This is a genomic window from Algiphilus sp. (genome assembly GCF_023145115.1).
Classification (GTDB): Bacteria; Pseudomonadota; Gammaproteobacteria; order Nevskiales; family Nevskiaceae; genus Algiphilus.
This window is the reverse complement of the sequence record NZ_JAGLEJ010000040.1, coordinates 103,737-127,665: the sequence shown is the minus strand read 5'-3', so window position 1 is coordinate 127,665 and position 23,929 is coordinate 103,737. Positions and strand designations below refer to the sequence as shown.

Genomic DNA, 23,929 nt, shown 5'->3' with positions numbered 1-23,929 from the left:
AATATTACGGTGTGCATCCATTTGCATGCGGGTGCGCAGTCATGGAAATCAGTCTGAAGGGACACACGGCCCTCGTCACCGGCTCGACCGGCGGCATCGGCTTCGCAACGGCGACCGCCCTGGCGGGCGCTGGTGCTGCCGTGATCCTCAACGGACGCGACGCCGCGCGCGTGGACGCAGCGCTGACGCGTCTGCAGGCAGCCGTTCCGGGCGCCGAGGCGCGCGGCGCCGTAGCCGATGTCGGCACGGCCGAGGGCTGCGCCGCCCTGGTCGACGCCGAGCCCGCGGTCGACATCCTGGTCAACAACGCCGGCATCTTCGGTCCGAAGGACTTCTTCGAGACGCCGGACAGCGACTGGCAGCAGTTCCTCGATACCAACGTGCTGTCGGGCGTCCGGCTGGCGCGCGCCCACGCGCCGGCGATGGTGGCGCGCGGCTGGGGCCGGGTCCTGTTCATTTCCTCGGAGTCGGCCCTCAACATCCCGGCCGACATGATCCACTACGGCGTCACCAAGACCGCCAACCTGTCGGTATCGCGCGGTCTGGCGAAGCGGTTGGCCGGCACCGGGGTCACGGTCAACGCGGTCCTGCCGGGACCGACGCTGTCCGAAGGCGTCCAGGCAATGCTGGGTGGCGACGACGCCGGGCAGGACATCGCGGCGGTGGCGGCTGACTTCGTGCGGCGCGAGCGGCCGAGCTCGATCATCGGGCGCGCCGCGACCGTCGAGGAGGTCGCCAACATGATCGTCTACGCGGCATCCGAGCAGGCATCGGCGACCACCGGCGCCGCGTTGCGCGTGGATGGTGGCGTGGTCGACACCATCGCCTGAGCGCGGTCAGTCGTCGGCGTTGTAGCTCTCGATGATGTAGCCGCCCGACTTCTCGTCGTGCCGCATGGCGATGAGCTTCTTCGCCTGCGCCGCCTCCAGCAGCTGGCTGAAGCTGCGGAAGCCGTGGTAGCTCTCGTTGAATCCCGGGTTCCGTCGCTTCAGCGCCTGCTTGACCATCGAGCCCCACACCTTGTCCTCGCCGGTGCGCTCGCGGAACAGGTCCTCGACCGTCTCCAGCACCAGGTCGAGCGCCTCCTGCTCGCGATTGTCGGCCGCCTTGGTTGCGGCCGACTTCCTGGCCGCCGACTTGGTCGCTGTGCGGCGCTTGCGGCGCGCGGGCTTCTCGGAGTCGCGCACCAGGTCGTCGTAGAAGATGAACTCGTCGCAGTTGGAGATCAGCAGATCGGAGGTCGAGTTCTTGACGCCGACGCCGATCACCAGCTTGTTGTTCTCGCGCAGCTTGCTCACCAGCGGCGAGAAGTCCGAGTCGCCCGAGACGACGACGAAGGTGTCGACATGTCCCTTGGTGTAGCAGAGGTCCAGGGCGTCGACGACCATGCGGATGTCGGCGGAGTTCTTGCCCGCCTGGCGCGTGTGCGGGATCTCGATGAGCTCGAAGGACGCCTCGTGCATGGCGGGCTTGAACTCCTTGTAGCGCGCCCAGTCGCAGTAGGCCTTCTTGACCACCACGTTGCCGCGCAGCAGCAGGCGCTCGAGCACGCGACGGATGTCGAAGGCGGCGTACTTGGCCTCGGTCACGCCCAGCGCGATGTTCTCGAAGTCGCAGAACACGGCCATGTTGTACGTCCGGGTCGTCTCGTGCATCGGGCTTCTCCTCCGGGAACCGCACCCAGAGTACCGCTCTCCGGCCCGTCAGGCCGCGCCGGCGCTGCCGGCCGGCACGGCCGCGTCGCCCGGGTCAGGCGCCGGCGCCCTGCTCGATGGTGCCGCAGGCCACGCGGGCGCCGGCATCGCCACTGGGCTGGCTTTCCAGGTCATCGGCATCAGCGTGCACGATCACCGCGCGGCCGATGATCGACCGCTCCCCGTGCAGCTGCAGGTGGGGGACCACCACATCGACGGTGGCGCGGCCGTCGGCATCGGCGCGGATGTTGCCGAGGTCGCCGACGTGGTGGTCGGCTTCACGCGGTCCGCCGTGCCGCTCGTCGGTGGGATTGAAGTGCCCGCCCGCCGAGGTGGCGTCCGGTGCCGAGCAATCGCCTTTCCGGTGGATGTGGAAGCCGTGCTCGCCGGGCGCGAGGCCGGTGATCGTGCCGGATACGCGGATCAGGCCGTCCTGCTCGCCCTCGAAGCGGACCGAGCCGCTCGCCTCGTGGCCCCGGGTGGCGGACAGCGCCGCCTGCGCCGACTTTCCGTCGGACGGCGCCGATGCGCTCTGCGCCTGTTCGGGCGGTGGCTCGCCGGTGTCGGGGCTGCACGCCGCGAGCCCGGTCAGGCCGAGCGAGAGCAGGGAGATCGCGATGATTCTGGACATGATGTTCTCCGTGTCGGGTGACGCGGGCCGGGAGCGCCGTCGATGGCGCACCCGCGACCCGCTCGGCATGTCCACCGTGCGCGCCCGCCTCTGAACGACGACTTAGCGCCCCGGTCGCGTCGGCGTGCCCGTGTCCGCCCTAGCGGCTGCCGCCGAACCGTCTCCCTAGCGACAGCCCCGCCTGCTTGGCGTGATAGCCCACGTCGGCTTCACCGCCACCGAGTTGCACGGGGATCGAATCCTCGCCACGGATGGTCTCGTGGGGCACGTAGGTCCAGTAGCCGCTCACCGTCCAGGGCCCGAAGCGGTAGCTCGCGCCGGCGGTGTAGTGGGTGGTGGACATCACCGGTCCCAGGAAGGCGAAGAGCGTATCGCCGGCGCGCACCGGCTGGCGCGAATCGATGTAGCCCGCGCGCAGCGCGAGCCGCTGCGTGGCGCGCCATTCGACGCCGATCTTCAGCGCGTTGACGTCGCGCCAGCCGAAGCCGGGGCCGTTCGCCGAGCCCAGTCGGTTGCCGTCGACGAGCCGGGCGATGCCGTTGCCGAAGGCCTTCTGGTCGGAGAACACGAAACGCTGCAGGTCGATCGCGATGGTGACCGAGGACAGCGGCTGCAGCGCGATGCCCGCCCCGTAGATGGCGGGCAGCTGCAGCCGGCCGCCCTCGGGCAGCAGGCCGCGGTAGCGGTCGTGCTTCTGCGTCCAGGTCGGGGACCGGTAGGCCGCACCGGCCGACAGCCAGTCGGTGATCCGGCCGTGCCAGCCCACCGCGACGTTGGCGCCGAAGGCGCCGTCGGTACCGCGGTCGGTCACCGCCCCGGGGGCCACGGAGGCGTTCGCCGGCGAGCCTTCCGGCGCGGTGAAGCCCTGGAGCCCTTCGACCGCGAGCGTCTGATACCCGACGCTGATCGATGCACCGACGTGATGGCCCGGCGCGGGCCGGAAGGCCAGGACGCCGACCAGGCCGATCTGCCCCAGCGACAGTCGGGCGGTGGGGCCGCCACCGAAGCGCTGGAAGGGATTGCTGCGGTATTCCGGGCCGACTCCTGCGCTCTGGAAGGTCGCGCCCGCGGACCAGCGCTCGCCGAGGTCGAATGCGGTGCCGAGCTGCGGCACCGGGAGAATCACGGGCTTGCTCAGATGGACCGAGTCCGGTCCGGCTGCATTGCCGGTGATCTCGCCATTGGCGTCCGGATCGATGAGCGAGATGCCGATGTCCGCGCGGCTGCCGAGCGTGCCGGCATGGGCCGGATTCGCGCCCAGCGCGCTGGTATCGCGCGCGAAGCTGTAGGCGACCCCGGCCATGCCCATCGACGGGATGCCGTAGCCGTGCTCGAACGGGCCGAGGGAGGCCGGGGCGGCAGTGCTCGACAGGACGGCGAGGACGGCTGCGAGGGCGCGCAGCGGCGCCGGGCAAAGGCGTTTCTGGGTCATGCAGGTCTCCCCCGATGGGTTCGGGCTCGGGCCCGAAATAAGTTGTACAGCGTTCAATTTAACTGCTACAAACACCTCGTGTCCCCCTCCGAGGGGGTGGGAAGAACCGGTGCCGGCCACACTCGGGAGCGTCATCGCCCGGCACAGAGCGATTGCGGGTCTGCACGAGCGCCGTCTGCGCGTGCGATCGTCGTGCGCCGTGCGCGACCGCAGCCCGCCCGATCGCCGCCATCCCGGCCAGGCCGGACAAGGAGACCCATCGATGCATCCGCCACTGTTCCGCGCCGTCCTGATCGCGCTGGCGATCGCCTTCGCCATGGCCTTCGTGATCGTCGTGGTGCCGCCGCTGTTCGCGTCCGGGGACGTGATCGGCGCCTTCGCCGCCGGCTTCGTGAATCCCTTTGCGTCCGGCTACGCGATCGACGTCATCCTGTGCTGGTGCGTGCTGGCGGCATGGGTGGTGCACGACGCCACCGCCAACGGCGTCCGCCATGGCTGGATCGCGCTGGTACTCGGGGTGGTGCCGGGCGTGGCCACCGGCTTCGCGCTCTATCTGCTCATCCGCATGCGCCAGCGCCCGCTCTAGCGCCGGTCGCTGCTATCGCGCTCGGCGGCCGAAGCGGTAGCGGAAGAAGCCGGGCACGATGTGCGGTGCGCACATCATCTCCGCGAGCAGGGCGAACTGGTCGAACCAGACGCGGCGTTCGGTCCCCAGATCGCCGTCGAGCAGGAACCGGTCGACCGCCCTGATGCCCGGGCGCGTGTTGCGGGTGCGCTTCATGCGCCACTCGATGAACACCACCGCATCGTTCCCGCACGCCCGATCGACCTCGCCGTGCAGATCGGGCATCCAGCGCAGCAGGCGCTGCAGCTCCGCGTGAGCGGCGTCGCGGCCGTGCACGGGCGGAAGGTGCGGTTGCAGCAGCGTGACGTCGGGATGCAGGAGCGCCACCAGCCGCTCCGGCGTGGGAGCCGACCAGACGTCGGCGAAGGCGGCAGCAAAGGGATGCACGGCGACCTCCGGAGATCGTGATGGGGCGTACCAGAGGTCAAACCGCCCCGGTACCGCAGCCTAGTCCGCCCGGGCGCGGCGTGCCACCGCGGGGCGGCTATTGCTCCGGATAGGCGGTCCAGCCCAGGGTCCAGTCCGCCGCTTCGCCCGGGAGCATGGCACCGATGAAGGTGGCGCCTTCGTCCCAGAACTCGTCCTTGGGCAGCGGCGCCGGGATGACGCCGGCAACCTCGGACTGCATGGTGAAGACCGGTCGCACCGGGTCCAGCGCGCGCGGCGTCAGGCCGTTGGCGCCGACCAGCCCGCCACGCCGCTGCGTGAGGATGAAGTCGTTCTCGCTGAAGCCGCCGTCGTCGTCATCCGCGCCGCGCTCCGCCGGCAGCGGGCGGTCCGGCGTGGGCCCGCTGGCGTGCAGCGCGATGCCGGCGAAGTCCAGGCGCCGGTCGGCCACCAGACGGCTGACATCGGCGCCACGCAGATCGATGGCCTCGCCGTTGAAGCCCGAGATCAGCACGTTGCGGAAGTGGCCGGCGCTGCCGCGGCGGATCACCATGGCACGATGCAGCGCGCGCGAGCGCCGGCTGGCGAGCAGCGTCACGTTCGAGAAGTGCGGTTCGGAGCGCGGTTCGGCGTCGGGGTCGTCGCCGTCGTTGTCGGCCTCGAATGCGTTGTCTCCGATATCCGGATGCAGCTGCACCAGCAGGAACTGCACGCGGCCCTGCCAGCCCATGTCCCAGTCGAAGGCATCGTCGTCGGCACCGGTGATGACGATGTGCGACAGGTCGACGTTGCCGCCGAAGATCTCGACGCCATCGTCGAGACCGCGGTGCACCTGCACGTGGCGGACGATGGTGGCCGACCCGCAGCCCCCCAGCGTCAACCCGTTGAGCTCCACGTTCCGCGCCAGCTCGAAGCCGGCGAACTCGACGCGCACGAACTCCAGCACGCCGCAGCTGTCGTCGGCTGCGTCGCCGCCGAAGTCGCCGCGCGCGTCATCCGCGCTGATGCCCTCGACGTGTGCATCGGCGCGATTCACCGGGGCGTTGCCCAGCAGCACCAGTCCGCCCCAGTCGCCGGCGGCGCGCGTGCCGGGCGGATGCACGCTGGTGAAGACGATGGGCCGCTCGCGGGTGCCGCGAGCGAAGATGCGCGCGTCGCGGGTGATCACCAGCGCCGATCCGCTGTCGCCCTTGATGGTGACGCCGGGCTCGATGGTGAGCTCGGCACCGTTCTCCACGAAGGTCTGCCCGGCAAGGATGTAGGCGTTGCCCGATTCCCATACCGTGTCGGTGGTGATGCGCGTGTCGACGACGTGCTCGCGGTCGCCGCTCAGACCGTAGAGCAGAAGGCTCCCGGCGATCATCAGCGCGGCGAGCGCCATCGAAGCCATCGTCGCCGGACGCTGACGCGCGGCCGCGAGCGGCGAGTGCCGCGGCGCACGCGGTGGCTCCGAACCGACCGTTGTCGCGGCGTCGCCTATGCCATCGGTGGCCTGGCCGTGTCCGAAGGCGGCACTGCGGAACTCCGCAGTCGTCGTGGTGATGTCGTCGGGAATGCGACCGGCCGCGTCCATCGCCTTCAGCTCGGACGCGATGCGGCGCATGTCCGGGTCGGCGAATTCCAGGGCGCGGTCGAGCATCGATCGCCGATAGGTGGCATCACCGGTCAGCAGCCGGAAATGCACCATCGGCATGCCGTCGTTGATGTGACGGTCGCAGGCCCGCTTGAAGGCCCAGAGCAGGTCGACCGCGCGCACGCGGTCCGCCAGCGTGTCAGCTGCCATGGCGTCAGCACGTAGAACCGGGGACGCGAAAGGCTACGGCGCACGTGTGACGCTAGTATGGCGTCCCGATGTCAGCGGGCCCGCCAGCCGATGCCCGAATCGATCCGCGCCATGCGCGAAGCGGAGCTTTCCGCCGTCGCGCGGCTGTTCACCGATGCCGTACACGCGCTCGCCGCCGGCCACTACGATGTCGCCCAGCGCCACGCGTGGGCGCCGCGTTCGCCGGACCTCGCGCAGTGGCGCGAGCGCCTGCGCGGTCGCACGGTGCTGGTCGCCGTCGCCGAGTCCCGCGATCTGCGCGGCTTCATCGCGTACCAGGACGACGGCCACATCGACATGCTGTTCGTGGCCCCCGCGGCGGCGCGCTCCGGCGTCGCGACGCGCCTCTGCGCGTGCGCCGAGGCGGCGCTCGCGGACGCCGGTGTGTCGGTGCTCAGGACCGAAGCCAGCCTGGTGGCGCGGCCCTTCTTCGCGCAGCGGGGGTTCGCGGTGGTGGCCGAGGAGCACGCCGTTCGCGGCGGCGTGACGCTGCGCCGCTTCGCCATGCGCAAGGCACTGGCCTGAATCCGGCGATGGCGCCGCGCCACCGTGACGTCATCGTCCGCGGGTGACGGAATCCGCCGCTGTCGACCCGCCACCGGCGAACCCGGCCAGCGCCGCGTCGCAGTCGGCGGCGATGCGCAGGTCGAGCAGCGGGTCGGCGCGCGTGCGGCCGAGATTGACCGCGCAGCACGGCATGCCGAGTTCGCGCGCGGCGCGGACGAAGCGGTAGCCCGACCACACCATCAGCGACGAGCCCACCACCAGCAGCGCATCGGTCTCGGCCAGCGCCGCCATCGCCGCATCGACGCGCGGTCGGGGAACGTTCTCTCCGAAGAAGACCACGTCCGGCTTGATCATGCCGCCGCAGTGCGGACAGTCGGGTATGCGGAAGCCGGGCGGGATACTCTCGAGGTCGGCGTCGCCGTCGGGTGCGGAACGCGCGTCGGGGCGCGGGAAACGCCGGTCCAGCCAGTCCTGCAGCTCGGCGCGCGGCCAGGTGCCGGCGCATTCAAGGCAGATCAGCCGATCGATGCGGCCGTGCAGGTCGATCACGCGCCGGTGGCCCGCGGCCCCGTGCAGCCCGTCGACATTCTGTGTCACCAGCGCATGCACGCGGCCGGCTGCCTCCGCCGCCGCGAGCGCGCGATGCGCGGCCGTTGGCTTCGCCCGCGAGACCACCGGCCATCCGGCATGGCTGCGCGCCCAGTAGCGCCGGCGCGCGCCGGCGTCGCTGCGGAACTGCTGGAAGGTGATCGGGCGGGCACGCTTCCAGCCGCCGTCGCCGTCGCGATAGTCGGGGATGCCGGCGCCGGTGGAAATGCCCGCACCGGTGAGCACGAAGAGGCGTCGATGCGGGCGAAGCCACGCCGCGAGACGCGCGCTGCAGTCGGTGACCTCGGCCACGGCCGGTGTATCCATGGCGGCAGCCTACGCAGCGCGCGCGGCCGATGCCACGGGACCGGCATACTCGTCGCACACGGATACGCGGAGAGCGGCATGGCGAGCACCGGGCAATGTCTCTGCGGGGGCGTGGCGTTCAGCATCGATGCGCCGCTGGCGCCCATCCAGATCTGCCACTGCAGCCAGTGCCGCCGCGCCCAGGGCACGCCGCTGGTGACCAACATCCCGGTGCCCGCGGAACACTTCTACATCGATCGCGGCGCCGACCTGCTGCGCGCCTACGAATCCTCGCCGGGCAAGCGGCGCGTGTTCTGCAGCAACTGCGGCTCACCGATCTACAGCCAGCGCGACGCTGCGCCCGACGCCGTGCGCGTCCGTGCCGGTCTGCTCGACGAGCCGGTGGAGGCGCGCCCCGCGCTGCACATCTTCGCGGCATCCGCCTGCGGGTGGTGGCCGATCAGCGACGACCTGCCGCAGTACCCCGGCGCGGTGCCGTTGACCGCAACCCGCTGAGCCGGCTGCGCGATGCGCGCGAGCGATGATGCGCCGGCTCGGCGGCGCGTGTTCTTCGCATTGTGGCCGGACCCGTCGTTGCGCGAGGCGCTGGCCGCGCATGCCGGGTGCGGCGATGCCGGCGGGCGGCCGGTGCCGCGCGCGCAGCTGCATCTGACCCTGGTCTTTCCCGGCTCCGTGCCGGCCGAGCGGATTCCCGTGCTGTGCGAGCGCGCCTCGGTGGTACGGGGCACCGCCTTCACGCTGACGCTGGACCGCATCGATTGCTTCCCGCGCGCCGCGGTTGCCTGGATCGGTCCGTCGGTGACACCGCCCGCTCTGCAGGCACTGGCCGGCGCGCTGTCCGATGCCTGCGCGCGCGCCGGCACGCCCGGAGAAGGTCGGCCGTTCCGCCCGCATGTCACGCTGCGCCGACACACCGCGCAGCTGGTGCGGGCGGCCGTGCCGCCGGTGACATGGCCGGTGCGCGATTTCGTGCTGGTGGAGTCGGGCAGCGGCGGCCGGCCGGGCGCCTATGCGGTCCTGGCTCGGTGGTCGCTGGAGCCGTGATCGGGGGCGGCGAGGGGGCGGGCGCGTAGCCTCCGGATGGTGTCGATGACCACTTCGGGTGCCTCCTCGGCGACGAAGTGCCCGGCCTCCGGCAGCAGGCGCAGCGTCGCGCCGGGGATGCCGTGCGCCAGTTCGTGCGCGGTCGACAGCGGGATGAACGGGTCGCGTTCGCCCCAGACGATGGCGGTCGGGCAGTCGATGCGGGCAAGGCCGTCCACCAGCCCGTTGCGCGTGGCGACCCGGTAGTCGGCGAAGAAGCGCGCCAGGTAGGCGCGGCCGGTCGGATCGCCGGTGACCCAGCCGCCGTACTCGGCGAGGGTTGCGTCGTCGAGGATGCCCATGCGCCGCTCGCGCCGCACCGCGTGCCGGTGCAGCGCGGCGATGGGCAGCATGCGATAGGCGCCGGCGGCGCCGGGCAGACGTCCGAGTGCGCCCATGAAGCCGAACACGGCGGCCCACGCCGGCACGAAGCTGCGCTGGGCGCGACTGTTGAGCAGGCACAGGCGCCGCACGCGATGCGGGTAGGCCAGACAGAAGCCGAGGGCGAGATGTGCGCCGTAATCGTGCACGACCAGATCGGCCGCCGGAACGTCGCAAGCGTCGAGCAGCAGCGCGATGCGTGCCACTTCGCGGGCGTAGTCGTAGCGTGCCCGCGGACTGCGTTCCGATTGCCCCCAGCCGGGCCAGTCCGGCGCGATGACGCGGTTGTTGCGCGCCAGCGCCGGAACCACGTGCCGCCAGGTCGCGGCGCTGCCGAAGTAGCCGTGCAGCAGGACAATGGCGTCGGCGTCGCGCGGGCCGGTGTCGACACAGGCGACCCGGAGGCCATCCACCCATCGTGTCGCCCGCGGCATCGTTGCGGGAGAATTCCCGGCGAGCGGCGTTGCTGGGGACGGCGGGATGGCGATCATGGCGGCAGCGTGCGTGCCGCTCGCGGGCTCCCGCAATGACCCGCGACGTCATCGCGCTCGCAGTCGTGGCATGGGGCGGGCATGATGCCGGCGGGGACCCGCTGCGGGGGACACGATGGATCAACTGGTGACGGCACTGTGTGTGGTGGCCGCGGTGGGGTGCGGCCTGATCGGGGGCGTCTTCTTCGCGTTCTCGTCCTTCGTGATGGGGGCGCTCGGGCGTCTCGCACCCGGCGAGGGCATGGCGGCCATGCAGGCGATCAACGTGGTGGTGCTGAACCGGCTCTTCCTGGGCAGCTTCTTCGGTACCGGGCTGGTCTGCCTGGTCGTCTCGGGAGGCGCCATCGCCGTCGGGCGCGCGGACACGGTCCTGATCCTGGTGGCCTCGATGGTCTATCTGCTCGGGGTCATCGGTGTGACGGTGGCGTGCAATGTCCCGCGCAACGAGCGTCTCGCCGCCGTTTCGCGCGAAGCGCCCGAGGCGACCGACGTCTGGCGACGCTACCTCGTCGAGTGGACGACGTGGAATCACGTCCGTACCGCCGCCGGGCTGCTGGCATGCGCGCTGTTCGGCGTCGCGCTGTCCGGCTGACGGCGCGCCGCCCGCGGGGCGGCACGCCGTCGCCGTCCGGGGCTCAGGCGCAGCTCGCCGCGTCCGCCGGCTCGTGGTCCACGGGCGCGGTGTTGGCGGCGCCCGCCGGCACCATGGGCAGGACGCGGGCGTCGGGATCGATCGGTGCGCGCACCAGCTTCGGTCCCCGCATGGCGAGCGCGGCGGCGAGCGCCGACGCCGGGTCGTCCGCGGCGGCGAGGTCGATCGCCCGCACGCCGTAGGCGCGCGCCAGCGCGCACAGGTCCGTGCCGCGGGCGTAGCCGGAGGCGCTGTAGCGCCGGTCGTAGAACAGCGCCTGCTGCTGACGCACCAGTCCGAGCCCGCCGTTGTCCATGACGAGAACGGTGACGTCGAGATCGCGCTCGGCGAGCGTCGCCAGTTCCTGGGCGTTCATCAGCAGCGAGCCGTCGCCGGACACGCACAGTACCGGGGCATCCGGTGTCGCCAGCGCGGCCCCGATGGCGGCCGGAAGGCCGAAGCCCATCGTGCCGAGGCCGCCGGAGGTCAGCCAGCGGTCTGGACGCGTGAAGGGATAGTGCTGCGCCACCCACATCTGGTGCTGCCCCACGTCGGTGGTGACGACGGCGTCCGGGCCCAGCGCCGCCGCGCAGGTGCGCACCAGCGTATCGGGCGAGAGCCGTCCGGGCGGTGCGACCGGCGGCGCGCGATCCTGTTCCCGGAGGGTCGCGATGCGCGCGCGCCACGCGGTGCGTCGGCACGCGGCCACGCGACCGGTCAGCGCCCGGAGCGCGGCACCGGCGTCGGCCGCGATGGCCAGCTCGGGGCGCCGGATCTTGCCGTGCTCGCGCGGGTCGATGTCGATGTGGATCACGCGGGCGTCGGGCGCGAAGGCATCCGTGCGGCCGGTTGCCCGGTCGTCGAAGCGCGCGCCGACCGCGATCAGCAGATCGCACTCGTCGATGGCGCGGTTGGTCGAGCGCGCACCGTGCTGCCCCAGCATGCCGAGCGCCAGCGGATGGTCGGCGGGCAGCGCGCCCAGTGCCATGAGGCTGGTCACCGCCGGGATGTCGCCGTGCTCGGCGAGCGCCCGGGCATGCGCGCTCGCGGCGCGGCTGCCGCCGCCCAGATAGAGCAGCGGGCGGCGGGCGCGATCGATCATGGCGGCGGCCTCGGCCAGCGCCGCCGGGTCGGGCGGCTGCGCGGCGGCACGCTCGGGTGTCGTCCCATCGGCATCGGGCACGACGGCCATCTGCAGATCCTTGGGCAGCTCGACCACCACCGGCCCGGGCCGGCCGCTCTCGGCGACCCGGAAGGCCTCGTGCATCCAGCCGGGCAGGTCGTCGGGATCGCGGATCTCGATGCAGGCCTTGGTCACCGACGCCACCAGCGCCGCGGTATCGACTTCCTGGAACGCATCGGTACCGCGCAGGGCGCGCGGCACCTGACCGACGATCGCGACCATCGGCACCGAGTCGGCGCGGGCGTCGGCGAGCGCGGTGAGCAGGTTGGTCAATCCCGGGCCCGAAGTGACGATGCACACCCCGGCGCGGCCGGAGGCGCGTGCCATGCCCTGGGCGACGAAGCCCGCACCCTGCTCGTGACGGGTCAGGATGTGGTCGATGCCGGCGTCGGCGAGCGCCCGGTAGAGCGGCAGCACGGCGCCGCCGGGTATGCCGGCGACGCGCTGCACGCCGCGCGCCTCGAGAAAGCGGGTGATCCATTGCGCGCCGGTCGGTGAAGCGGTTTCGGTGTCCATGTCGGTTCCTTGAGAGAACCCGCGGACGCTTGCCGGCAGCCACAAAAAACCCCCGCCGGCCGCGCCGGCGGGGGTCTGGAGATTGATGCAGGCAGCCCCTACCGCGCGACGTCCGTGACGACGGCGACGGCTACCAGAATCATGCTGTGCGGGGTTGCTGAGCGCATGCGCGAAGAATAGGGCGGGCGTGCGCGACCGTCAATCCAGCGCGCCGAGCCGCTACCATCGCGCTGCCGGATCGACGTGAGGCAGGGCCATGACGCAGCGCGAAACCATCGAGTGGCACGATTTCGAGCGCGTCGAGCTGCGCGCCGGCACCATCGTCGAGGCGGCCGTCTTTCCCGAGGCGCGCAAGCCGGCCTACCGGCTGCGCATCGACTTCGGGCCGGAGGTCGGGGTGCTGCGATCCAGCGCGCAGATCACCGACCACTACCAGCCCGAGGCGCTGATCGGCCGTCAGGTGCTCGCAGTGGTCAACTTCCCGCCCAGGCAGATCGGGCCGGTGCGTTCCGAGTGTCTGGTGACCGGCCTCCACCGCGACGACGGCACCGTGGTTCTGGCGGTGCCGGACGCACCCGTGCCCGACGGCGCGCGCCTGGCCTGAACGCCCTCCAGCGCCGCCCGCGACGGGCTGAAGGGGCGAGGCGCCGCGCCCCGATGCGGCAGTGCAACAAAGCCGCTACGGCGCTGTCACGAAACCGTCACAACCGCTGCCTAACATGCCCTCCGTTTCGACGGCGGATGGTCGGCAGCGCCGGGTTCGCTCGACGCGAGCGCGGCTCGGGGGCGGCTCATCGTGATGCTTGCGGTATCACTCCAGACAGCGCTGTGCCGCGTTCGGCATGCCGTTCCGGCAGAGGCGCCGCAGCGATGACGTCCGTTTTCCGCACGCGCCTGCGGCCGGCTCCCCGCCACCGGGGCGAGGCCGGACGCGCACCGACCGCGCCGCCGAAGACCTTTTCAATCACACAGGGGCATGCAGGCATGATGCGAACAGCAACCGCGGGGGCCGCGATCGCCATCGCCGCCGTATCGGCGACCGGCGTCGCGTGGGCGCAGTCACTCGACAGCGCCATCGATCGCGGGGTCCAGCGCACCGCGCAGGCGCAGAGCCAGCAGGATCAGATCGACGAGGTGTTCGAGCAGACCCAGGAGCGGCTGCGCGAGTACCAGGACGTCCAGAAGCAGATCGACAATCTCGAGGTCTACCTCGCGCAGCTCGAGCGCCAGGTCGCCAACCAGGACCGCGAGCTCACCTCGATCAACACCTCGATCGAGAAGGTGACGCTGATCGAGCGCCAGGTCACGCCGCTGATGCTCAAGATGGTGGACGCGCTCGATCAGTTCGTCGAGCTCGACGTGCCCTTCCTGCTCGACGAGCGCCGCGGCCGCGTCGACAAGCTGCGCGACCTCATGGACCGCGCCAACGTCACGGTGGCCGAGAAGTTCCGCACCGTCACCGGCGCCTACCAGACCGAGATGGAATACGGCCGTACCATCGAGGCCTACCGCGGCGTGCTGCCCGGCGAGACCGAGCGCGAGGTGGATTTCCTGCGCTTCGGTCGCGTCGCGCTGCTCTACCAGACCCTCGACCAGACCCGGGTCGGCATGTGGAACCCGGTGAGCGGGAGCTGGGAGCAGCTCCCGCGTGAATACGTCGGTCAGGTCACGCAGGCGATCCGCATCGCCCGCGAGCAGGCCGCACCCGATCTCGTCCGTCTGCCCATCAAGACCGCGGAGACCGCCGAATGAAAGCGCTGAAGCAACTCATCGCCGCCGCGGCGATCGCGGCCAGCCTGACCCCGTTATCGGTGTCGGCCCAGGATGGCGAGCCCGCCAACAGCATGCGCGAGCTGCTCGATCTGGTCGAACAGGGCCTGGCCCGCGACGCCAGCGAGTTTCGCAGCCGCATGCAGGCGTTCAAGGACGAGCGCCAGAAGCAGGAAGCGCGCCTGTCCGAGGCGCGCCGCAGGCTGGAGCAGCTCGAGGCGCGCAGCACCGAGCTCGAGGAAAAGTTCCAGTCCAACGAGACCGAGCTGTCCGAGGCGCAGGCGCGGCTCGACGAGCGTCTGGGCACGCTGCGCGAGCTCTTCGGCGTCCTGCAGCAGGTGGCCGGCGATACCCGCGGCGTCTTCCGGTCCTCGATGATCACGTCGCAGTATCCGAGCCGCGACGATTTCCTGGATGACCTCATCCAGAAGGCCGGTTCCTCCAGCGAGCTGCCCGAGATGGCCGAGCTGGAGCGTCTCTGGTTCGAGATGCAGCGCGAGATGGCGGAGTCCGCCAAGGTCACGCGCTACACCGCGCAGGTCACCGGCCCGGACGGCAACAAGTCCGAGACCGAGGTCGTGCGCGTGGGCAGCTTCAACATCATGAAGAATGCCGCCTACCTCGACTGGGAGGCCGACACCCAGCAGCTGGTCGAGCTGCCGCGCCAGCCGTCGGGGCGCTACCTGTCGTCGGTGGACAGCTTCGTCCACGCCGGCGGCGACGATGTGGCGCCGCTCTACGTCGACCCGTCGCGCGGATCCATCCTCGGCCTGCTGATCCAGACGCCGGATCTCGCCGAGCGTGTCGATCAGGGCGGCGTCGTCGGCTACGTCATCATCGCGCTCGGTGTCTTCGCGCTGCTGATCGCGATCTGGCGGCTGATCGCGCTGTCGCTGGTCAGCATGAAGGTGCGCGCGCAGCTCGGCTCGGACCAGCCCAGCGAGGGCAATCCGCTGGGCCGCATCATGGGCACCTACAGGAAGTACGAGAACACCGACAACGAGACCCTGGAGCTCAAGCTGGGCGAGGCCATCGCCAACGAGACGCCGCGTCTCCAGCGCTTCCTCGCGGTGCTGAAGATCATCGCGGTGGTAGCGCCGCTGCTCGGCCTGCTCGGCACCGTCACCGGCATGATCAACACCTTCCAGGTGATCACGCTCTTCGGTACCGGCGATCCCAAGCTGATGGCCGGCGGCATCTCGCAGGCGCTGGTCACCACCGTGCTCGGCCTGTGCGTGGCGGTGCCGACGGTGCTGCTGCACACCTTCGTGCAGGGCCGCGCCAAGTCGGTGACGCAGATCCTGCAGAAGCGTTCCATCGGCATCATCGCCGAGCACTCGGAGCGCGGGCACGGTCATGTATCTGCTGCTTGAGTCGATCCAGGACGTCCGCCTCTTCCTGGAGCGCGGTGGGGATGTGCTCATCCCCATCATGGCGCTGATCCTGGTGATGTGGCTCCTGATCATCGAGCGGGCGATCTTCTTCCGCTTCGGTTTCCCGCGTCTGGCGGCGCATCTCCGCGAGCGCTGGGAAGCGCGCCCGGAGCGCCAGTCGTGGAAGGCCCACGAAGTCCGCAAGGCGCTGGTGGCGGAGTCGTCGATGAGCCTGTCGCGCGGCCTCGATGTCATCAAGACCCTGGTCGCGATCTGCCCGCTGCTCGGGCTGCTCGGCACGGTGACCGGAATGATGGAGGTCTTCGACGTCATGGCCTTCGTCGGCAACGGCAACGTGCGCGCCATGGCGGAGGGCATCTCGAAGGCCACCATCCCGACCATGTCCGGCATGGTCGGCGCGCTCACCGGCGTGTTCTTCATCGCCCTGCTCGAGCGCCGCGCCAAGCTGCAGCAGACCCATCTCGAAGACGCGCTCACCTTCGATCACTAGGAATCCGTATCCATGCGTGAACTATTCAGCCAGGCGGCGGAGCAGGAAGAGGAATCGGCGATCGACATCACGCCGATGCTCGACATCGTCTTCATCATGCTCATCTTCTTCATCGTCACGGCGACCTTCGTCAAGGAATCGGGCATCGACGTCAACCGGCCCGACGCCCAGACGGCGACGCAGCAGGACCGCGCCAACATCCTCATCGCCATCGACAGCAGCGGCGCCATCTTCATCGATCGTCGCCGCGTCGAGATCGATTCGCTGCGCGCCAACATCGAGCGCCTGCACGCCGAGAACCCGCAGGGCACGGTGGTGATCCAGGCCGATGAAGCCGCCTCCACCAAGCAGCTGGTCGCGGTCATGGATGCCTCGCGCCAGGCCGGCGTCTACGAAGTCGCGATCGCGACCGAGCGCCGATGACCGCCGCGGCCGCCAGAGGCAACGGGGACGGCGGCCGCGGGCCGCTGCGCGTGCTGGTTGCGCTGCCGGCGGCCATCGTCGTCACCTTCGCGGTCTTCTTCCTGATGCAGCTCCTCATCGAATCGGGCAAGAGCGCGCTCACCGACGAGTACGAGGGCCGCGTCGTCGACTTCGTGCGCGTCGACCAGGAAGAGCAGGTCGAGGAGAAGCGGCGCAAGCCCGAGAAGCCGCCCGAGCCCGAGAAGCCGCCGCCACAGCCCGAGACGCCGCAGCAGCAGATGAACGCGGACGTGAACCAGTCCATGGACATCGGCGCCGTCGGCATCAATCCCGAGATCAACGTCGACGCCGGCGACATGGGCGGCGGCTCCGGCGACGGCGAGTACCTGCCCATCGTCAAGGTGTCGCCGGTCTATCCGCAGCGCGCGCTCCAGCGCGGCATCGAGGGCTGGGTGCTGGTCGAGTTCACCGTCACGACCTCGGGCAGTACCCAGGGCATCAAGGTGGTCGACGCCGAGCCGCAGAACATCTTCGACCGCGCCGCCATCGAGGCCGCCCAGAAGTTCAAGTACAAGCCGCGCGTCATCGACGGTCAGGCCGTCGAGGTCTCCGGCGTGCAGAACCTCATCCGTTTCGAGCTCGAACGATGACCAGACTCCGCATCCCCTCGCTTCTCCTCCTCTCCGCCTTCATCGCCGCACCGGCGACGATGACCGTGCCGGTGGTCTGGCAGACCGCGGCGGCGGCAGACGACCAGCGCGACCCCAATGTGCGCACCAAGCGCACGCCGTCGATGCGCGAGAACGTCTACAAGCAGATCACGCGCGTGCGCGAGGCCGCGGAGGCCGAGCGCTTCGGCGATGCGCTCAAGATCCTCGACAGCCTGCTGGATTCCAACCTCAACAGCTACGAGGCCGCCATGAGCTACAACCTCATGGCCTACATCCAGTACAGCCGCGACAACTACGCGGGCGCCATCGACGCCTACAACAAGGTGCTCGCCCAGGAAGCCCTGCCGGAGTCGCTGGAGAAGAACACCCTCTACAGCCTCGGGCAGATCCAGATCGCCTCCGAGCGCTACCGCGACGGCGTGCAGACGCTCGACCGCTGGTTCGCGATGGAGGACAAGCCCAGCGCCAGCGCGTACATCCTGCTCGGGCAGGCCCTGTTCCAGCTCAAGGAGTACGACCGCGCCCTGCAGCCCATCGAGACCGCCGTCGACATGACCCGCGCCGAAGGCGGCAAGGTGCGCGAGAACTGGCTGCTGCTGCTGCGCGCGATCCACTACACCAGGGAGGACTACGGCGCGCTGCGCAATGTCCTCAAGCAGCTGGTCGCGCAGTTCCCCAGCCGCGAGTACTGGACCCAGCTCTCGGCGGTCTACGGCGAGCTCGGCGACAGCAAGAAGCAGCTCTCCGCCATGCAGAGCGCCTACGAGCAGGGCCTGCTGCGCACCAGCAACGACTACCGCACCCTGGGGCAGCTCCTGCTCGCCAACGACGTGCCCTACAAGGCGGCGGCCGTGCTCGCCGAGGGATTCGACAAGGGCGTCATCGAGCCCGACGTCACCAGTCTGCGCATGCTGGCCGACGCCTGGATGCTGGCCAAGGAGTACGACAAGGCCGAGGACGCCCTCAACCGCGCGGCACAGCGCGCCGATGACGGTGAGCTCTACCTGCGTCTGGCGCAGATCCACGCCGAGCAGGCCGAGTGGACCGAAGCGCTCGCCGCCGCGCGCCGGGCCGTCGAGCGCGGCAACCTCAAGCGCCCCGACCAGGCGCGCATGACCGAGGGCCTCGCGCTCTACAACATGGACCGCCTCGAGGAAGCCAAGGCCGCCTTTTCGCGCGCCTCCCGCTACGAGCAGTCCGAGGCCGCCGCGCGCCAGTGGACCAGCTACATCTCGCGTGAGCAGGAGCGCCTCGCCGCGCTCGACCGCGCCCGCGAGGCCGCCGAGCGGGCAGCGAGCCAGAGCTCCGGCTAGTCGATTCGGGCAGGGAGGCGGCCCGGCGCTGGGCGCGGCCCCGCCCGCCGGCTCCTCTCCCCGGTGGCGGGAAGAGGGCGGTGCGCACCGTAGCGGCGGGCGCCGCCGGGTGGCACGCCATCCTCCGTGATGATTCCCGCCCCGCAGCACACGCGCGCATCAACGCGCGGGTGCGGAACCCGCGGCCGTCACCGTTCGTGGCTGTACAGCAGGTCGCCGCCGCTCTCGACGCCGGCCTCGGTCTGGATCGAGAAACCGTTGCCGAGGTCGTAGCGCATCGTGAAGATGTGGCCGGGCTGGAACAGGCTGACGCCGTAGCTGATGTAGAGCCGGGTGCCGATGTACTTGCCGACGGTCAACCGCGCCTGCGAGCTGTCCTCGCTGTCGGCCGCGCCCACGGATATCTCGTCGACGCCGATCTTGCCGCCGATCTCGCGCGCCAGCCAGTCACCGCCGGAGAGGCCCAGCGCCAGCGCCGCGGCGGCCAGCGCCGAGCTGTCGCCCTCGCTCGGTCCGCCCTCCGGCGGCGGCCGGCCGAGCACCAGCCAGCTCAGCTGCTCGTTCTGCGTCATCGGCGGATCCGAGAACAGCTCGAACTCGGGCTTCTCGATGGTGCCGCGCACGCGCACGCCCACGGTGATGTCCTCCGCCGGATTGCGCACCGCCTCGAAGTCGAGGCCGGGCTGTGCCACCGGACCGCCCGCGAAGACGATGCGCCCGCGCTCGATGCGCAGGCGCTGGCCGTAGGCGTCGTAGCGCCCCTCCTCCAGGGTCAGCGCGCCGCGTGCGCGCGTGACGCGGTTGGGCTCCTCGATGACGGTGATGGAGCCGGCGAGCCGGGTCTCCAGTCCGTAGCCGGTCAGCGATACCGCGTCCCCCAGCGCGAGCGTGATCCGCGCGTCCACGGGCAGGCCGGTCCGGACCTCGACCTCGCCATCGTCGTCGACGAAGACCTGGTCGGCGTGCGGGCCCTCGCCGCCACCGCCGGAGAACTTCTGCGGCTCGATGCGCGCGCGCGGGACGGTGACGGTCCCGCGGATCTCGACGCGCTCGGCGACGCGGATCCGGAGGTCCGGGGATATCCAGGCGCTGACCTCGGGCAGGTTGGCTGCCTGGAAGTCGGCGCCGGTGACGCTCAGCTCGGCCCGCAGCGGATCGGCATCGAGTGCGGCATCGCCGTCGACCCGGATCTCCCCGTCGCCGGAGCGCGCCTCCAGGGCCAGCGTCAGGCGGTCATCCTCGGTGGTGGCGACCGAGCCGCTGATGTCGCGGATGTCGATGCCCGGCGTGCGCAGCATCAGCCGGCCTTCGGCGAGCTCGGCGCTGGCGTCGATATCCGGTTCGCCCATCGTGCCGCCCAGCCGTACGTTCGCGCGCAGATCGCCGGCGGCCTCGAGCACTTCGCCGGTGAACAGCGGGACGAAGTCGATGCTCGGTAGCGTCAGGTCGAGCGCACCGGCGAGCGCGGCGTCGGGGGTCAGGCCGAGCGCGGCCTCGCCGTCGAGCTCGCCGCCGGCGACGCCCACCGACAGCGCCGTCTGCAGGCGGCCGTCGCCGGTGCCGCTCGCGGTCAGCGTGCCGGGGCCGAAGCGCAGCTCGGGACGCTTGGGCACGCTGATGCGCCCGGGCGCGATCTCGATCGTGCTGTCGAGCTCGGCGATGGCGCCGTCGCGCATGCGTATCCGGCCGGAGCCGCTGAGCCCGCCGTCGACGCGCATGCCGGCGGGCAGGAAGGCGGAGAGCGCGTCGAGCGCGAAGCGCTCCAGGCGGTAGTCGGCCTCGACGGCGCCGTCCTGCACTGCGGCGCGCACGCAGAGGGCGGCGTTCTCGCCGCTGTCCAGGCAGGCTTCCTCCAGCCGCACGCGGCTCGGGCCGAGCGCCAGCGCCACCGGCGCGCGCAGGTCCCACGCCGGGATGCGGCCGGTCAGCGGGTCCAGGCGCAGGGATTCGATGCGACCGCTCCAGCGGCGCGCGTCGAGCTCGGCTCCGCCCTCCAGTATGGCCTCGACGCTGCCCTGCGCCAGCGTCGCGCGGGTGCGCAGCGTATGCGCGGACATGCGGCCGTCGAGCTGAACCAGGGCGCTGCGCACCACCGGCTCGGCGCCGCCGGAGCGCACTTCCCCGACCTTGATCGTGGCCTGCGTCGCGCCGTCGAGGGCGACGTCCGCATCGATGCCCAGGCTGTTGATCGACACGCCGGCGGCCGCGAGCCCGCGCGCCGAGCCCTGCACCCGCGCGCGCAGTTCCGGCATGGCGCCCTGCACGCGCGCAGTGAGCTGCGCCTGTCCGCCGACGTCGGGGATGAACTGCGACAGGTCCGGGCTGTCCAGCGCCAGGTCCAGCGCGAACGGCGGCGTCGCGCGTCCGGATGCGCGGAGGGTGGAGTCGGCCGAGCGCAGCCGTGCCCGCTCGATGCGCACCACCGATTCCCGGAAGGTGCCCTTCGCATCGAGGGCGAGCGGGAAGCCGCGCAGCTCGGAATCGGCGATGGCGACATCGAACTGCACGTCCGGTCCGCTCTCCGGCAGGCGGAAGCGGGTCTTCGCCGTGCCGCTGATCCGTCCCGGGAAATCGGCCGCCAGTGCCGCGGGGTCGATGCCGCGCAGCGCGAGATCGAGCGTGCCGTCTACCTCCGGTGCCCATGCCACCCGACCGCTGGTGCGCACCGAGCCGTCGAGCGCATCGACCACGAGGCGGTCGATGGTGGCGTGGTCGGTGGCGCCGTGCGCCTCGCCGTCCAGCGCGAGCGTCAGCGATCCGGGCAGCGCCGTGTCCTCGCCGGCGTCTTCGTCGGCGGCCAGCATGACCTCGGCGGCCGCTTCGACACGGGCGCGCCAGTCCCCGGGCATGCCACTGGCTTCGAGCGACCCGGACGGGCTCCGCCACAGCGGTGCGTCGGCACTGGCGGGATCCTGCAGGTCCTGCCAGCTCACGCGCGCCTCGAAGCCGTCGGCGCCGCGCCACGCGCCGGCGATGGCGATCTCGCCGCCGGGCGCCAGCGCGATGTCGGCGTCGACCTCGGGAGTGGCCAGCGTGCCGGTGACCCGCGCCGAGCCGCGCGGGCTGGTGGCCAGCCGCTCGGCGGTGGCGGCGCCCGCTGGCCAGTGCAGGTCCTGCCAGTCCAGCGCCAGATCCAGCGGAATGTCGCCGCCCACCGGCAGCGAGCCGGAGGCGGTCAGCGTACCGGCGCCCTCGAGCGAGAGCCCGGTGATCTCGACACCGCCCTTCGGCAGCCGCACGTCGGCTTCCATCGAATAGCGGCCGTAGGCCGGCGCGTCGACCGCGAAGGATTCCACCCGCACGCGCCGGCCCGCGGCCCAGGCGCTGAGCGTGGCGCTGTCGACCTGCGCGAGCGTGGCGTCGTCGCGCGTCACCCGCAGATCGGTGATGCGCGTATCGGCCAGCGTCACGCGCAGCGGAATGAGTACGTCGAGCGGTCCCGCCGGGGGGGCGTCGGGCGGCGCCGGTTCGGTCTCGTGCAGGGCCACGGTCACGCCCTCCGCCTCCAGCGTGCGCACGAAGAAGCTCATCTCCGGCAGCCATCCGGGTATCCAGCCGAAGCGGAAGCGCTCCACGGTAACGGTCGCGCCCGGTGTGGCGATGCGGATGCCGCCGAGTTCCAGCGTGCCCAGCAGCCGTCCGTCGACGCTGGCGACATCGAAGGTCTCGCCGGCGATGTCGTCCGCCAGCGCGACCGCGGCGCGCAGACCGCCGGTGGTCAGGCCGAGCCAGCCGAACAGGAACACCACGATCAGCAGCGCCGCGGTGATCACGCCGCTGGTCAGGCGGGCGATGAAGCCGAGCCAGCGCGCCGCCCGCCTCACAGTCCGACTCCGATGCCGATGTGCAGCCGCAGGCCGCGGTTGCGGTCATCAAGCGGGTGCGCGAAGTCCACTCGCACCGAGCCGATGGGCGCCCGGTAGCGCAGGCCCAGGCCGACGCCGCGCGACAGGTCCGGGAAGGCCTCGTTGCCCGCGCCGCCGGCGTCGACGAAGGCCGCGACGCCGAAGCTGCGCCAGAGCAGCTTCTCGGCCTCCAGGCTCATCGCCGTCATGTACTCGCCGCCGAGCACGTTGCCGTCCTCGTCGCGCTCGCCCAGCGACTGGTAGGCGTAGCCGCGCACGCTCTGATCGCCGCCGGCGTAGAAGCGCTCGGACAGCGGCAGGCGCGCGAAACTGTCGACGAAGCTGGCGCCGTATTCGAATCGCGCCAGCAGTCGGGAGCGCCAGGGCAGCGGCGCGACCCCGCGCGTGGCGACGCGCGCCTGGGTGAAGGTGGTGCTGGACAGTACCGGCTCGGCAGCGCCGTGCACGTCGAAGAAGACGCTCCAGCCGTTGCGCGGATGGATCTCGTCGTCGGCTTCCTTGCGCTCGAACGAGACACCGGGCATGAGCAGATTGGTGGTGCGCCGCAGGTCGCCGACGTTGTAGCGCTCGGTGGAATAGTCCAGATAGGTGCGCCGCTTCCACGAACCGGGCTTGCGCGACAGTGACACCCCCACCGAGTAGCGGGACGATTCGCCGTCCTCGAATCGTTCGTCCGAATAGGTGCTCGAGAAGCTCAGGCGCTCGCCGGGAATGTTGCCGAGCGGGATGTTGTAGGTGGCGCCGACGTTGCTGCGCCGCTCGGCGACGCGGATGTCCGATTCGATCCAGTGCCCGCTGCGGTTGATGCGCCGGAAGTCGGTCTCCAGCGAGATGCGCGCGCCGGTATCGGTGCCGTAGCCGATGCCGGCGCTGTACCGCTGCGAGGGCAGATATTCGGGGACGATGCGCACCGGCATGCGGTTGTCCTCGGCCTCCTCGCGGATGGGTTCGATGTCGACGCGGCTGAAGTAGCCGAGCTCCATGAGCTGGAACTGGCTTTCGAGCAGCGCGCTCGGTGCGAAGGGCTCGCCCTCGTGGATGGTCAGGTAGCGTCGCAGCACGTCACCGTCGAGGGTGTCCTGCTCCAGACGGATGTCGCCGACCAGGAAGCGGCTGCCGGTGTCGAGCTCGAGCACGATGTCGGCGCGCTGCTGCTCGCGCATGACGCGGATCTGGGCGCGCCGGTAGCCGACGTCGAAGTAGCCGCGCGCGAAGGCCGCGCTCAGCAGCAGGTCCTTGGCGCGCGCGTAGCGGGCGTGGCGCAGCGCATCGCCCGCGGCGATCGGGAGCTCCTTCCGTCGCTGCTGCAGCACCGGATCCTCGGCGCCGTCACCGACGATCTCCACACGCACCTCGCGGATCGTGGTCTGCGGGCCCGGCGCCACTTGGTAGGTCGCGCGCACGCGGCGCGCGCCTGCCTCGCCGGACACCGCGAACTCGCCGGTGATCTCGGGGCTGTAGTAGCCGTAGGGCTGGAGCGCGGAGCGGATGTCGTCGGCCGCGCGCTCGTGCAGGCGCTCGAACATGTATTCCGGCTGCTCGCCCTGCGCGGCGGCGTTGCGGATCGCCAGCCGCGCACGGGCGTTGTTCAGCAGATCGCCGCTGATGCCCTCGATCCGCACCTCCGCGGTCGCGGACAGCGCCGGCGCGCTGAAGGCCACCGCCAGGACAAGACCGGCTGCTCGTAGCGCTCGGACCACCGCT

Annotated in this window: 23 protein-coding genes; 13 read left to right on the top strand and 10 right to left on the bottom strand. The window is 71.1% G+C overall.

Translation table 11 applies throughout. The annotated features are described in order from the left end of the window. The first annotated feature begins 41 nt into the window (after nucleotides 1-41). Entirely contained in the window at nucleotides 42-830 is a 789-nt protein-coding gene (locus tag KAH28_RS14170) for an SDR family oxidoreductase (protein ID WP_290577668.1), read from the top strand. 6 nt (nucleotides 831-836) lie between these two features. Here the strand turns inward: KAH28_RS14170 and KAH28_RS14165 are convergent, their stop codons facing one another. From KAH28_RS14165 to KAH28_RS14155, 3 genes are all read right to left on the bottom strand, one after another. Beyond that, a complete protein-coding gene (locus tag KAH28_RS14165; protein ID WP_290577666.1) occupies nucleotides 837-1,655 on the bottom strand; it encodes an NYN domain-containing protein in 819 nt (272 codons plus the stop codon). A gap of 94 nt (nucleotides 1,656-1,749) precedes the next feature. After that, on the bottom strand, nucleotides 1,750-2,325 hold the full coding sequence (locus KAH28_RS14160; RefSeq protein WP_290577664.1) for a superoxide dismutase family protein: 576 nt from the start codon (nucleotides 2,323-2,325) through the stop codon (nucleotides 1,750-1,752). A 139-nt stretch (nucleotides 2,326-2,464) separates the two neighbouring features. Then, nucleotides 2,465-3,757 carry an outer membrane protein transport protein gene (locus tag KAH28_RS14155; RefSeq protein WP_290577662.1) on the bottom strand — a complete coding sequence of 431 codons (1,293 nt, stop codon included), beginning with the start codon at nucleotides 3,755-3,757 and terminating at the stop codon, nucleotides 2,465-2,467. Between the two features lie 262 nt (nucleotides 3,758-4,019). Here KAH28_RS14155 and KAH28_RS14150 point away from each other — a divergent pair, with 262 nt between their 5' ends. Further along, on the top strand, nucleotides 4,020-4,343 hold the full coding sequence (locus KAH28_RS14150; RefSeq protein ID WP_290577660.1) for a DUF2834 domain-containing protein: 324 nt from the start codon (nucleotides 4,020-4,022) through the stop codon (nucleotides 4,341-4,343). A 12-nt stretch (nucleotides 4,344-4,355) separates the two neighbouring features. Here KAH28_RS14150 and KAH28_RS14145 read toward each other — a convergent pair whose 3' ends face one another. Together KAH28_RS14145 and KAH28_RS14140 are read right to left on the bottom strand one after the other, a co-directional pair. After that, on the bottom strand, nucleotides 4,356-4,769 hold the full coding sequence (locus KAH28_RS14145) for a nuclear transport factor 2 family protein (RefSeq protein ID WP_290577658.1): 414 nt from the start codon (nucleotides 4,767-4,769) through the stop codon (nucleotides 4,356-4,358). Nucleotides 4,770-4,866: 97 nt separating this feature from the next. Beyond that, nucleotides 4,867-6,552, bottom strand: a complete 1,686-nt coding sequence (locus KAH28_RS14140) for a hypothetical protein (protein WP_290577656.1) — start codon at nucleotides 6,550-6,552, stop codon at nucleotides 4,867-4,869. Between the two features lie 111 nt (nucleotides 6,553-6,663). Here KAH28_RS14140 and KAH28_RS14135 point away from each other — a divergent pair, with 111 nt between their 5' ends. Beyond that, entirely contained in the window at nucleotides 6,664-7,116 is a 453-nt protein-coding gene (locus KAH28_RS14135; RefSeq protein ID WP_290577654.1) for a GNAT family N-acetyltransferase, read from the top strand. A gap of 30 nt (nucleotides 7,117-7,146) precedes the next feature. Here the strand turns inward: KAH28_RS14135 and KAH28_RS14130 are convergent, their stop codons facing one another. Next, entirely contained in the window at nucleotides 7,147-8,013 is an 867-nt protein-coding gene (locus KAH28_RS14130) for an NAD-dependent protein deacetylase (RefSeq protein ID WP_290577652.1), read from the bottom strand. A 78-nt stretch (nucleotides 8,014-8,091) separates the two neighbouring features. Here KAH28_RS14130 and KAH28_RS14125 point away from each other — a divergent pair, with 78 nt between their 5' ends. Then, nucleotides 8,092-8,508: a GFA family protein gene (locus tag KAH28_RS14125; protein ID WP_290577650.1), complete on the top strand. Its 417-nt coding sequence runs from the start codon at nucleotides 8,092-8,094 to the stop codon at nucleotides 8,506-8,508. 48 nt (nucleotides 8,509-8,556) lie between these two features. Next, the gene (gene thpR, locus KAH28_RS14120) at nucleotides 8,557-9,057 is read left to right on the top strand and encodes an RNA 2',3'-cyclic phosphodiesterase (RefSeq protein WP_290577648.1); all 501 of its coding nucleotides are present in this window, start codon (nucleotides 8,557-8,559) and stop codon (nucleotides 9,055-9,057) included. Here thpR and KAH28_RS14115 read toward each other — a convergent pair. Beyond that, on the bottom strand, nucleotides 9,021-9,890 hold the full coding sequence (locus KAH28_RS14115) for an alpha/beta hydrolase (protein WP_290577646.1): 870 nt from the start codon (nucleotides 9,888-9,890) through the stop codon (nucleotides 9,021-9,023). The two genes, thpR and KAH28_RS14115, sit on opposite strands and share 37 nt — an antisense overlap. A gap of 205 nt (nucleotides 9,891-10,095) precedes the next feature. Here KAH28_RS14115 and KAH28_RS14110 point away from each other — a divergent pair, with 205 nt between their 5' ends. After that, complete coding sequence (locus tag KAH28_RS14110) at nucleotides 10,096-10,560, top strand: anthrone oxygenase family protein (protein WP_290577644.1); 465 nt, start codon at nucleotides 10,096-10,098, stop codon at nucleotides 10,558-10,560. Nucleotides 10,561-10,603: 43 nt separating this feature from the next. Here the strand turns inward: KAH28_RS14110 and ilvB are convergent, their stop codons facing one another. Beyond that, nucleotides 10,604-12,298 carry a biosynthetic-type acetolactate synthase large subunit gene (ilvB, locus tag KAH28_RS14105; protein ID WP_290577642.1) on the bottom strand — a complete coding sequence of 565 codons (1,695 nt, stop codon included), beginning with the start codon at nucleotides 12,296-12,298 and terminating at the stop codon, nucleotides 10,604-10,606. 256 nt (nucleotides 12,299-12,554) lie between these two features. Here ilvB and KAH28_RS14100 point away from each other — a divergent pair, with 256 nt between their 5' ends. From KAH28_RS14100 to KAH28_RS14070, 7 genes are all read left to right on the top strand, one after another. Then, nucleotides 12,555-12,902, top strand: coding sequence for a tRNA-binding protein (locus KAH28_RS14100; RefSeq protein WP_290577640.1), 348 nt, complete (start codon nucleotides 12,555-12,557; stop codon nucleotides 12,900-12,902). A gap of 380 nt (nucleotides 12,903-13,282) precedes the next feature. Then, nucleotides 13,283-14,050: a DUF3450 domain-containing protein gene (locus tag KAH28_RS14095; RefSeq protein WP_290577638.1), complete on the top strand. Its 768-nt coding sequence runs from the start codon at nucleotides 13,283-13,285 to the stop codon at nucleotides 14,048-14,050. Further along, nucleotides 14,047-15,441 carry a MotA/TolQ/ExbB proton channel family protein gene (locus KAH28_RS14090; protein ID WP_290577636.1) on the top strand — a complete coding sequence of 465 codons (1,395 nt, stop codon included), beginning with the start codon at nucleotides 14,047-14,049 and terminating at the stop codon, nucleotides 15,439-15,441. The genes KAH28_RS14095 and KAH28_RS14090 overlap by 4 nt, the downstream gene beginning before the upstream one ends. Then, entirely contained in the window at nucleotides 15,425-15,952 is a 528-nt protein-coding gene (locus KAH28_RS14085) for a MotA/TolQ/ExbB proton channel family protein (protein ID WP_290577634.1), read from the top strand. The genes KAH28_RS14090 and KAH28_RS14085 overlap by 17 nt, the downstream gene beginning before the upstream one ends. Before the next feature lie 12 nt (nucleotides 15,953-15,964). Further along, complete coding sequence (locus KAH28_RS14080; protein WP_290577632.1) at nucleotides 15,965-16,375, top strand: biopolymer transporter ExbD; 411 nt, start codon at nucleotides 15,965-15,967, stop codon at nucleotides 16,373-16,375. Beyond that, complete coding sequence (locus KAH28_RS14075) at nucleotides 16,372-17,025, top strand: energy transducer TonB (RefSeq protein ID WP_290577630.1); 654 nt, start codon at nucleotides 16,372-16,374, stop codon at nucleotides 17,023-17,025. The genes KAH28_RS14080 and KAH28_RS14075 overlap by 4 nt, the downstream gene beginning before the upstream one ends. Then, the gene (locus KAH28_RS14070) at nucleotides 17,022-18,359 is read left to right on the top strand and encodes a tetratricopeptide repeat protein (RefSeq protein ID WP_290577628.1); all 1,338 of its coding nucleotides are present in this window, start codon (nucleotides 17,022-17,024) and stop codon (nucleotides 18,357-18,359) included. The genes KAH28_RS14075 and KAH28_RS14070 overlap by 4 nt, the downstream gene beginning before the upstream one ends. Nucleotides 18,360-18,547: 188 nt before the next feature. On the opposite strand, the gene KAH28_RS14065 is transcribed toward KAH28_RS14070, so the two are convergent. Next, on the bottom strand, nucleotides 18,548-22,183 hold the full coding sequence (locus tag KAH28_RS14065) for a translocation/assembly module TamB domain-containing protein (protein ID WP_290577626.1): 3,636 nt from the start codon (nucleotides 22,181-22,183) through the stop codon (nucleotides 18,548-18,550). Then, a complete protein-coding gene (locus tag KAH28_RS14060) occupies nucleotides 22,180-23,925 on the bottom strand; it encodes an autotransporter assembly complex family protein (RefSeq protein ID WP_290577624.1) in 1,746 nt (581 codons plus the stop codon). Before KAH28_RS14060 ends, KAH28_RS14065 begins: the two co-directional genes overlap by 4 nt. Nucleotides 23,926-23,929 lie beyond the last annotated feature (4 nt).